Genomic DNA, 11,030 nt, shown 5'->3' on the forward strand with positions numbered 1-11,030 from the left:
TTTGTCGAAAAAAGAAAGTTGCATGAGTGTGCTGAGGGAATGTATATTGGCGACAATTGACAAACGGGGGTAGAGCATGAAGCTGCAGTCTGTGGGAAAGGCATCACGATGGTACGTGTATCAGAAAATCGTCATTGTTTTTATTTTATTTTTGCTTCCGCTCATTTCAATGAATATTTGGCTTAACTATAAGGGCATGTCCATTACCAAGGATGCGATATTGAACTCTTCTTTGGCCGGTGCGTCTTTTTACAGCAAGCAGCTCGATAAAGAAATGTATTTTATCCGAAATTTGCAGCTCCAGCTGTTAAACGACAAAGATCTTCAGAAACTCAGCTTCCGGGGCAGCATGCTGGAGAATTATGAAGAGGTGGAGCTGATCGATCAAGTTCGGGACCGGCTTGGCACACTCACGGTTTCCAGCGAATATGTAGTGAATGCGGGCGTGTACGTCGAAGCCGTCGGGAAAACCATCTCCACGGACTCGGGCGTGACCAATACGCCTAATGAGGAAATGAAGCTGATCTCGTCGCTCATGGCCGTTACGCCAAAACCATCGTTCTATAGGAGCGGAAGCCGGATCTTTTTCATCGAAACGGAAAATAACGGCGCCGTCTGGTCCTATATCGAGATTTCCAGACCCAAGCTGCTGGAGGCTTTAAGGGAAATCGCCAATTTGTATCCGGAATCCGAAGTGCTGCTCGGGGATAAAGAAGCGGGAACTGTCCTGACGACTGCGCAGGAGCCGGGCGAACCCAGTTCGATTCTGGGGCTGTTAGGTGAGGAAAGCCTGCATAAACCGGATGCGCCAGAGATGCGAAAGATACATGGCGTGAATTATTTTATTACTCCAAATGACGTTAGTTCGCTGCATTTATCGCTTGTCATGTATGTGAATCAGAATGAAATCACACGCCCGTTGAGCCAATTTATCACATGGTTCTACACCCTGTTTATCATCGCGATCATCGTTATGGTTCTCTACTCTTTTTCCGTCAATCTGATGATCCACAGACCCTTAACGAAGCTGGTCAAGGCATTTCATATGATCGAGACCGACAATCTGAACATCATGATTGAATCCAAAACGAAGGATGAGTTCCATTACGTCTTCAACAGCTTTAACAATATGGCACGCAAGCTCAAAAATTCGATCCAGGATAACTACGAGCAAAAAATAGCGCTGCAGCGCTCCCAGCTCAAGCAGCTTCAATCCCAGATCAATCCGCATTTTCTGTACAACAGTTTTTTTAATATATATATGATGTGCAAAGTAGGCGATTCGGACAGCGCGGCTGAGCTCTCCCAGCGTCTCGGCAGCTATTACCAGTACATTACGAGAAGCGGTGCGGACGAGGTGACTTTTGATAAGGAATACCGTCATGCGCTCGATTATTGCGATATCCAGTGCATCCGTTTTTCTAACCGGGTACGTTTCGAATACGAAGAGCAGACGGAAGTTCCCGCCACGATTACGGTGCCGCGCCTGATCATTCAGCCGATCGTGGAAAATGTGTTTGAGCATGCCTTCGAAGACGGCATGATGGAAGGAAAAGTTTACATCGGTACGGAATACCGGGAAGGGAAACTGTGCGTTACGGTCGAAGATAACGGGAATTTGGCTACCGATGTCATGATCGAACAATTGAGCGGCAAGCTCGCCACCGATTCAAAATCGATCGAGAACACGGGATTGATCAACGTCAATAACCGCCTCAAGCTCAAATACGGGCCGGGGAGCGGGTTAACGGCGTCAAGAAGCAGACACGGCGGCTTAAAAATCAACCTGATCATAATACCTGAGACATAAAGGAGGCAGCATCATGTACCGATTGTTGATCGTGGATGACGAGCCGGTCATCGTAAACGGGCTCATTCAGCTTTTTCAGGAAAATACGGAATTCGAACTTGATGTATGTAAAGCCTATTCCGCCGCGGAAGCACTAAACACTGCCAAAAAGATGAAGCTCGACATTCTTGTCAGCGACATCCGTATGCCCCAAAAAACCGGACTGCAGCTGGTCGACGAAATCGCCTACTATTGGCCGCACTGCAGAATCATTTTTTTGACCGGTTACAGCGAATTTGATTACGTTCAGGCTGCGCTGCGTAAGAGCGCGGACAATTACATATTGAAAACCGAAGGCATCGACCCGATTTTTCGAGCCGTCGCGGAAGCCTGCCATAAACTTGACGAGGAGAACTGCCGCAGAGTCCGGGAAGAAAAAGCAAATATGCATTTTCAAATCGCCGCTCCTGTATTGAAAAACGAACGTGTCAGAAGAATGCTGAAGGGAGAATCCGCGGCTTCGCTTCTGACCGACCCAAGGTACGAAGAACTGGATTTTCGGCTGAACACGGAAGAACCGTCATTTTTAGTGATCGGCAGTCTCGACAACATTGAGGATTTGAAAGCACAAGAAGCGCTGGAATCCGTGCAAAGAGCGTTTAATAATAACCTGCCTGATTCGATCGCCTATGAGCCCTCCGTTACAGATGAACATAGGGTTGCGTGGCTGCTTCAGCCGCAGGCGGAACTGCTTGGCCGTTTCCAGCACCCTGATCCGGAGGCCCCGGCTTGGAAAGGATTCATGGCGTATATGAAGGGGATATTGGAACTGGTGCAAAATGAATGCGAACGCCTGCTTGGCGCATCGGTGTCATTCGGGGTTTCCGGCGATTTAAGCAAAGGCTGGGAGACGATCCAGGACCAGTACAACGCGCTGCTCGGTGCGTTGGAGTCCAGAGCCTCGCTTGGTCAGAAGATGATCGTGATCGATATTGAACAGGCCCATCAGAAGTCTTCGCTCGATCCGAGGCAGATGAAACAGGAAGATATGAAATCCTGGGTAATCAACCAGATTCAGAACTTCATTCAGCACCATTTATCCGGTGACGTGTCCCTGACGGCGATCGCAGAGCACGTCCATTTCAATCCGTCCTACTTGTCCCGCTACTATAAACAAATGACCGGACAAAATTTGCAGGAATACATCCAGTCGAAAAAACTGGAGTCCGCGCTTCACCTTATGCAGCATACAAACTTAAAGTTAATCGACATCGCCGCTCGGGTCGGCTTCGATTCGCATTCCTATTTCACGACATTTTTCAAGAAAAAAATGGGGATTTCTCCCCAAGAATACCGGAACTCCAAATAAGTAAAAAAAGTGAAAGCAAAGTAAAAAACTCAAAATTGATAGCGCTTTCCTTTGGAATCTATAATGAATGACGTAGAGCGATAACAAGATGACAGCATACAAAGGGGGAAGGCCATCATTATGAAATTAAACAAGACATGGAAAATGCTTTTGCTTGCCACGATATCTCTTTCGTTATTCACGGCATGCTCCAGCCAGGGGAACGATTCGGCGGCAACCTCAGCTGCGGACCCGGCATCCAAGGAAGAAACCAAGAGCACGGACGCACCGCCCGAGCCGCTTGGCAAATACCCTGAAACGGTAACGGTCACGGAAGTTCTGGGGTATAACCCGCCGGAAGACCCGCGGACGCCGAAAGGCATTACGCCGGATCAAAATGCTTACCTCAAAGATCTGAAAGACATGTTAAACATCGAAGTCAAATACAAATGGACCGTTCCATCCAGTCAATTCGAGCAAAAGTTCTCGTTAGCGATGGCTTCGGCCGACCTGCCGGATATTATGGAGCTGGACCAGAAAAACTTCGAAAAGCTGAAAAAGCAGGGCATGCTCGCAGACCTGACCGAAGCCTATAACGATTACGCTTCTCCGGAATTGAAGAAATACATGGAATCCGACGGCGGTTTTGCCATGAAGACGTTCTCCGAAGACGGAAAGCTGCTCGGTATACCCGCATTCGAAGATCCGTTCCTGTCGACGCAGCTGCTATGGCTACGTAAGGACTGGCTCGACACCCTGAAATTGCAGCCGCCTGCAACGATGGATGATCTGGACAAGGTTGCAAAGGCATTTGTACAAAATGACCCGGACCAAAACGGCAAAAACGACACGTACGGCGTTTCGCTGCAAAAAAACCTGTTCTTCTGGGCTTATGATCTGAGAGGCTTCTTTAACGGCTTCGGGGCGTATCCGTCGATTGGCGACAATCAATCCGCCTGGATCAAGGACAGCAGCGGCAAGCTGGTTCCCGGTTTAATTCAGCCGGAAGTGAAGAATGCGCTTGGAAAGCTGCAATCCTGGTATAAGGACGGCATACTGGACAAAGAGTTCGCATTGAAGGATGAGAACAAGGCAGTCGAAGACATTACGGCAGGCAAAGTCGGCATCGTATACGGGGAATGGTGGTATCCCAACTATCCGCTGAATCTGAACGTGGACAAGGATCCGAAGGCAGAGTGGATTGCCATTCAAATTCCGGGTCTGGACGGTCCAGGCAAATCGCTTGTGCCTAAGATCCGGAGCGGAAAAGTATATGCCGCCAACAAGAAAATGAAAAATCCGGAAGCTGCTATTAAAATGATCAACTTCTACATCGAAAAAGGCAAAAAGAAATACATGGAACAAAACAAAGCGGAAAACGGATACGTCTACAACTGGTTTAATCCGCGGATCTACAACCCGGCCCAAATCGATACGATCTACACGGAAGTCAACAAGGCTCTGGATGCAAAGCAGACCGAAATTACGCTTGATGATGAGAACTACAAAAATGTGGCTGATGTCTTTAAAGCAGCCCAGGATTACCTTGCAGGCAACACGGCTAACGCCACCAAAGGCGTAAACTGGGGCCAATACTTCAGCCGCGCGGCAAAAGACGGCGGGTGGGGAACGACGCGAAAGATCAAGGAAAGCGGAGCTTTCGTAAACAACGAGTTCTTCGGTCTGCCGACAGAAACGCAGGTTGAAAAAGGCGCTCAGCTCGATAAGCTGATGCAGGAATCCTTTACAAAAATCATTTTGGGCGGATCGCTGGACGAGTTCGACAAGTTCGTTCAAAGCTGGAAATCCCTTGGCGGCGATCAAATTACCAAAGAGGTTAACGACTGGTACAGTCAACAGGCTGCGAAATAAATCGAATTGCGATTGCCGCTAGCAATCCTGAAGTAAAGTGAAAACGGGAGGAGGAGCCTGCTTAGGTACCGGCGATTCCTCCCGTTTACGATTGAACGGGGAGGTCCATCTGTGAGAACGCTGAAAAAGGAATATATACTTCACCTCATGCTGCTGCCCGGTGTCCTCGTGACGCTGATTTATGCATACGGCCCGATGGCCGGACTCGTCATGGCTTTCCAGCAGTTTGAGCCGCTTTCCGGTTTTTTTCATTCAAAGTTCGTTGGTTTTGACAATTTCAAATATGTGTTTGCGATGCCTGACTTCAAGCAGGTGCTCTGGAATACGATCGTGATCGCGGTCATTAAAATGGTGTTGTTTCTGCTTGTTCCGCTAATCCTGGCATTGCTGCTGAATGAAGTCACCAAGCGGTGGTTTTCCCGCTTTATCCAGTCGGCCGTATTTCTGCCGTTTTTTCTGTCCTGGACCGTTCTTGGCGGCGTCATTATCGAACTGTTCTCCCTAAGCGGTCCCGTGAACGGACTGCTGACGGCAATGGGACTAAAGCCGATCATGTTCATGCTGGATAACGAGTGGTTCCGCGGCATCGTGATCGGGTCCGACGTCTGGAAAGGGATGGGCTATAACATGATCGTCATGCTCGCCGCCATCACCGGAATCAATGCCACGCTGTATGAAGCGGCCGAGGTCGATGGTGCGGGAAGATGGAAGCAGATGATTCACATTACGCTGCCGGGCATGGCACCGATTTTGATATTACTCGGAGTCCTAAGCCTTGGCGGGATTTTAAATGCCGGTTTTGAGCAAATTCTGATCATGTATAACCCGACCGTATATGAGGGAGCGGATATCATCGATACGTTCGTTTACCGGCTTGGTATGTTCAGTCAGCAATTCGGACCTGCCGCCGCCGTCGGACTGTTTAAATCCGCGATATCTTTGGTTTTGGTGTCGCTAACTTATTATGCGGCTTATAAATACAACAATTATCGCATTTTTTAGCTGGAGGCAGAGAGATGCACAAACCAACTTTGAGCAGAAAAATGTTCGTCATTTTCAATTCGGCGCTGCTGACGGCGATTACGCTTCTTGGCATTATTCCGTTTATTCATCTCCTTTCCGTTTCCCTCAGTTCGAATACGGCGGCGATGGCCGGCGAGGTCAAACTGTGGCCGGTTGGATTCAATTTTGATGCTTACCGGTACCTGGGACAAAAAGTGGAGTTTTTCCGTTCGCTTGGGGTTTCCATTGAGCGGGTAGCACTCGGGACGGCGGTCAATATGCTTCTATGCTTTATTACGGCCTATCCGTTATCCAAGTCGGCAGACCAGTTTAAGTATCGGACGGTATATGTTTGGTTCTTCGCCATTACGATGTTTTTCGGCGGAGGTCTTATTCCAACGTATATTATCGTGAAAAATACGGGTTTGATCGATTCCATCTGGGCGCTGATTTTGCCGGGAGCGCTGAACGTGTGGAATATGGTGCTGATGCTGAATTTCTTCCGCACGATTCCGCGGGAGCTGGATGAGGCGGCCACGATCGACGGTGCGGGACACTGGAGAATTTTATGGCGGATTTATTTGCCGGTCTCCTTGCCGTCCATCGCGACCATCGGCTTGTTTACGATCGTAGGCCACTGGAACTCCTGGTTCGACGGCATTTTATATTTGAATTCACCGGAGAAATATCCGCTGCAGACGTACTTGTCCACACTCATTATGTCGATCAATTCCCAAATGACTTCCGTTTCCATTGAACAAATCAAAGCGATGGAAAATTTGAGCGAGAAAACGCTGCAGACGGCGCAGATCTTCATGGGCGCGCTGCCGATCATGGTCGTGTATCCGTTCCTGCAAAAATACTTCGTCAAAGGGATGACGGTGGGAAGCGTCAAGGAATAACGAAAGGGGGAGGAAGGAATGAAAAAAGTGAAAGTTGCATTGATTGGCGCAGGTCTGCGCGGCATCAACTATTTGGAATATGCGCTGTCGCATCCGCATGAGCTTGAAGTGGTTGCCGTGGCGGAGCCGCTCAAGGAACGGAGGGAAAGCTTTCAAGCGAGACACGGGCTGGAGGATTCGATGTGCTTTGAACATTGGGACGATTTATTTAAAGCCCCAAAGCTGGCCGACGCCGTGCTGATCTGTACCCAGGATAAACAGCATTTTGAGCCGACCATGCAGGCGCTGCAGGCGGGGTATCATGTGCTGCTGGAAAAACCGATGTCACCCGATCCCGAGGAGTGCATGCGGATGGGGGAGAAGGCTGCACAATCCGGCCTTGTGTTTTCCATTTGCCATGTCCTTCGGTATACGCCTTTTTTCCAAACGCTGAAAAGCCTGCTGACGGGCGGTGCCATCGGGCGGTTGATGTCGATCCAGCATAATGAGAATGTGGGTTACTGGCATCAGGCCCATAGCTTTGTTAGGGGGAATTGGCGCCGTAAGGAGGACTCCAGTCCGATGATTCTGGCCAAATCCTGCCATGATCTGGATATTTTGCTGTGGCTTGCCGGTTCGGATTGCGTCAAAGTATCTTCCTTCGGCACCCTCAGCCATTTTACGGCTTCCGAAACGCCGGAAGGAGCCCCGCTCCGCTGTTTGGACGGCTGTCCGGTCGCTGATGAATGCCTTTATTACGCGCCTGATCAATATTTAACCGAGGATACGAACTGGCCGACGTCGGCCATCAGCGACGACATGAGCTACGCAGCCCGTTACAAAGCGCTGCAGGAAGGGCCGTATGGCAGATGCGTTTACCATTGCGATAACGACGTCGTCGACCACCAGGTCGTGAATCTGGAGTTTGAGGGCGGTGTCATGGCTGCGTTTACGATGAGCGCATTTACCAGAGATGTCAGCCGCACGATCAAGCTGATGGGCACGACCGGAGAGATCCGCGGAGCGATGGAGAAAAACGAAATCGAAATCATCCATTTCGGCAGCGGCAAAGTCGAACGGATTACGTTCGAGGACATGGGTGGCCATGTCGGCCATGGCGGCGGCGATATGAAGCTGATGAGCGATTTCCTCAAATTGGTACGGGCTGACGCCAAAGCTCAAGGGCTTACGTCTGCCGACCGGTCCGTCCAGAGCCATCTGATGGCGTTCGCCGCTGAAGAGTCCAGAATCGCCGGCGAGGTGATTCGTTTGAAGGAGTTCGAACAGCGTTATGGCGCCCGCGAGCAATTCATTTAATGGCATGTCTTCAACATAAACACGGGAGGAACTTATGTCTACATTTCGATATTCGGGATCTACTTTTTATATGAATGATGAGCCGGTTCAAATTTTGTCGGGGGCCATTCATTACTTCCGTGTCGTACCGGAGTATTGGGAAGACCGGCTCATCAAACTGAAAGCCTGCGGTTTGAACACCGTGGAAACGTATGTGCCCTGGAACATGCATGAACCGCAGAAAGGGAAGTTCCAATTTGAAGGCTTTTCTGATTTGGTGAAATTTATCGAGCTGGCGGGCAGCCTCGGTCTCTATGTCATCGTTAGGCCATCTCCGTACATTTGCGCGGAATGGGAATTCGGAGGGTTGCCTTCCTGGCTGCTGGCGGATTCGGATATGCGCCTGCGCTGTTACCATCAGCCGTTCCTTGACCATGTCGATGACTATTATGATGTGCTCCTTCCTAAGCTGAAGCCTTTGCTCTGTACTCAGGGGGGCCCGGTGATTGCGCTGCAAATCGAAAACGAATACGGAAGTTACGGCAACGACAAGCAGTACTTGAACTATTTGAAAAACGCGATGGTCAGCCGGGGGATGGACGTGCTTCTGTTTACTTCGGATGGCCCGGAAGACGCCATGCTCCAGGGCGGGATGGTGGAAGAGGTACTGGCAACGGTCAATTTCGGGTCCCGCGCCAGGGAATCCTTCGAGAAGCTGCGGGAGTACCAGCCCGACGCGCCGGTCATGTGCATGGAATTCTGGAACGGCTGGTTTGACCACTGGCGCGAAGAGCATCATACCCGTCCGGCGGCGGATGCCGCTTTGGTTCTGGATGAAATGCTGAGCCTTGGAGCATCCGTTAATTTTTATATGTTCCATGGGGGTACGAACTTTGGCTTCTGGAGCGGAGCCAACGGCCATACGGAAGACAGCTATGAACCAACGGTCACCAGCTACGACTATGATGCGCTGTTAAATGAAAGCGGTGAGCCTACGGACAAATATTTTGCCGTTCGTGAAATCATCGCGAAACATAAGCCGTTTGCAGCAAACGAGCTGCCGGATCCCATCGCCAAGAAAGCATACGGCAAAGTGGCAATGACGGAGCTTGCGGCCTTGTCCGACAATCTGGACCGGATTTCAGCGGCGGTGCGCTCCCCCTATCCCGAACCGATGGAGAAGCTCGGCCAGAACTACGGATTTATTCAGTACAGTACGTTTATCCCCGGCCCGAGGCCTAAGGAGGAACTGTTCGTTCAAGACCTTCGCGATCGCGCTCTGGTCTATCTGAACGGGGAACTTGTCGGCACATTGGACCGGAGCGAGTCCGGTACGAAAATCGAGTTCGAGGTTCCGGCGGGCGGCGTACAGCTTACTTTGCTCGTGGAGAATATGGGCCGGATCAATTATGGCCCGTACATGAAAGACAGGAAGGGTATCACCGAGGGCGTGCGGCACGGAAGGCAGTTTTTATCGGACTGGACGACGTACCCCCTACCGTTAAATGACTTGTCGGGTCTCGATTTTCACGTGCTGCAACCGCAGCAAGGCCCCGCCTTTTACCGTGGGGAGCTGCAGGTTCACGAACAGGCAGACACTTTTCTGAGCTTGAACGCCTGGACGAAGGGCGTCGTGTTCATCAATGGCTTCAACCTGGGCCGGTATTGGAACACCGGGCCGCAGTCAACGCTGTATGTGCCGGGGCCGCTGTTGCGGGAGGGTGCCAACGAAATCGTTGTTTTCGAATTGTACGGTACGGAGCTGCCGGAAATTGATTTTGGTGAGCAGCCAGATTTAGGATAGCCGCTTTACGGATCTGGAGCCGGGCTCCTTGCAACTCTAAGCTTGATCATTGATCAGGCTTAGAGTTTTTTTTGCGTTGAGCCGACCTATGCGATGAATTCCAAAGCTTAAGTTCCCCTGATGCATCCACCACCAGATCCATGAGGTAAAGAAAGTGAAAGGTTTGTAAAGAACGAGAAATGGATGCGCTTTCTTTCGGGCTTTATAATGATAGCACGTCTAGGTAAAGGCCATTGTTTTTTGCAAAATCATAAAAAAATAGGCAGGCGAGGGATGCTTATGGTCAAGGTCGTACATCATTTGGGCAGTCCCAAATGGCTGATTATAGCCGGATTGTTGGTCTTAGGTTCCGTGATCGTTTTATTCACAGTTGGGTCCGGGTTTTCAAAGACGAAGCATCACGCTGAGGTGATCGCGACGGTGAACGGTGTACCCATTCATATCAACGAATTTCGCAGAGCGATGACAGCAACTAAAGCCGGGGTCATTAGCTATTTTCATGAGAAATATGATGCTGACCTGTCGCCGGCGTTTTGGACTACAGCTTACGGAGGGGAAATTCCGCTGGAGATGATCAAAAAAAGAGCGCTGGAAGCGAGCGTAAACATCAAAATACAGCAAATCATTGCGCAGGAGCAGGGGGTGCTGGAGGATATCGATGATGACAGTTTTGTGCAATCTCTCCAGCGCGAAAATAAGAGAAGGCAAACCGCAATCAACCATCATCAGGTAGTTTTCGGACCTGCTCAATACAGTGAGGAAGCTTATTTTGAATATGTCATGACGAATGCGGTGGTATCCGTCAAAAACGATCTTATGGCGCATGAATGGAAGCCCGATGAACAGCAGCTGAAGCGGTTTTACGAATCTCAAAAAAGCGCAAGACCGGAAGATCCGGCATTCGATGCTGTGAGAGACCAAGTAGTCAAAGACTATATCGATCACAAATACGAGGGGTATGTCCGCGAACGGGTCTCAGAAGCAAAGGTCGTATTAAACCAGGAGCAGTATGATTCGTTACCAATGTAACGATGTAGC

General features: G+C 50.0%; 8 protein-coding genes. All 8 read left to right on the forward strand.

Annotation, left to right across the window (positions count from 1 at the left end; genetic code table 11):
* Positions 1-76: 76 nt before the first annotated feature.
* The 8 genes from CJP46_RS04125 to CJP46_RS04160 all read left to right on the forward strand — a co-directional run bounded on the left by CJP46_RS04125 (position 77) and on the right by CJP46_RS04160 (position 11,021).
* Positions 77-1,810, forward strand: a complete 1,734-nt coding sequence (locus CJP46_RS04125; protein ID WP_094594308.1) for a histidine kinase — start codon at positions 77-79, stop codon at positions 1,808-1,810.
* Between the two features lie 13 nt (positions 1,811-1,823).
* Positions 1,824-3,158, forward strand: a complete 1,335-nt coding sequence (locus CJP46_RS04130; RefSeq protein WP_094594309.1) for a response regulator transcription factor — start codon at positions 1,824-1,826, stop codon at positions 3,156-3,158.
* Between the two features lie 120 nt (positions 3,159-3,278).
* The gene (locus CJP46_RS04135; protein WP_094594310.1) at positions 3,279-5,009 is read left to right on the forward strand and encodes an extracellular solute-binding protein; all 1,731 of its coding nucleotides are present in this window, start codon (positions 3,279-3,281) and stop codon (positions 5,007-5,009) included.
* A gap of 111 nt (positions 5,010-5,120) precedes the next feature.
* On the forward strand, positions 5,121-6,011 hold the full coding sequence (locus CJP46_RS04140) for an ABC transporter permease (protein ID WP_094594311.1): 891 nt from the start codon (positions 5,121-5,123) through the stop codon (positions 6,009-6,011).
* A 14-nt stretch (positions 6,012-6,025) separates the two neighbouring features.
* Positions 6,026-6,913 carry a carbohydrate ABC transporter permease gene (locus CJP46_RS04145; protein WP_094594312.1) on the forward strand — a complete coding sequence of 296 codons (888 nt, stop codon included), beginning with the start codon at positions 6,026-6,028 and terminating at the stop codon, positions 6,911-6,913.
* A gap of 18 nt (positions 6,914-6,931) precedes the next feature.
* Entirely contained in the window at positions 6,932-8,209 is a 1,278-nt protein-coding gene (locus tag CJP46_RS04150) for a Gfo/Idh/MocA family protein (RefSeq protein WP_094594313.1), read from the forward strand.
* Between the two features lie 34 nt (positions 8,210-8,243).
* Complete coding sequence (locus CJP46_RS04155; protein WP_094594314.1) at positions 8,244-9,992, forward strand: glycoside hydrolase family 35 protein; 1,749 nt, start codon at positions 8,244-8,246, stop codon at positions 9,990-9,992.
* 183 nt (positions 9,993-10,175) lie between these two features.
* Entirely contained in the window at positions 10,176-11,021 is an 846-nt protein-coding gene (locus CJP46_RS04160; protein ID WP_256992176.1) for a SurA N-terminal domain-containing protein, read from the forward strand.
* Positions 11,022-11,030: the final 9 nt, after the last annotated feature.

Origin of the sequence: Paenibacillus sp. XY044, assembly GCF_002257645.1 — a bacterium.
Taxonomy (GTDB): Bacteria; Bacillota; Bacilli; order Paenibacillales; family Paenibacillaceae; genus Paenibacillus_AQ.

Excerpts from the sequence above, each read along its gene's own strand:
- CJP46_RS04125 (WP_094594308.1), top strand. The coding sequence starts at position 77 with ATGAAGCTGCAGTCTGTGGGAAAGGCATCACGATGGTACGTGTATCAG.
- CJP46_RS04130 (WP_094594309.1), top strand. The coding sequence starts at position 1,824 with ATGTACCGATTGTTGATCGTGGATGACGAGCCGGTCATCGTAAACGGG.
- CJP46_RS04135 (WP_094594310.1), top strand. The coding sequence starts at position 3,279 with ATGAAATTAAACAAGACATGGAAAATGCTTTTGCTTGCCACGATATCT.
- CJP46_RS04145 (WP_094594312.1), top strand. The coding sequence starts at position 6,026 with ATGCACAAACCAACTTTGAGCAGAAAAATGTTCGTCATTTTCAATTCG.
- CJP46_RS04150 (WP_094594313.1), top strand. The coding sequence starts at position 6,932 with ATGAAAAAAGTGAAAGTTGCATTGATTGGCGCAGGTCTGCGCGGCATC.
- CJP46_RS04155 (WP_094594314.1), top strand. The coding sequence starts at position 8,244 with ATGTCTACATTTCGATATTCGGGATCTACTTTTTATATGAATGATGAG.
- CJP46_RS04160 (WP_256992176.1), top strand. The coding sequence starts at position 10,176 with ATGCGCTTTCTTTCGGGCTTTATAATGATAGCACGTCTAGGTAAAGGC.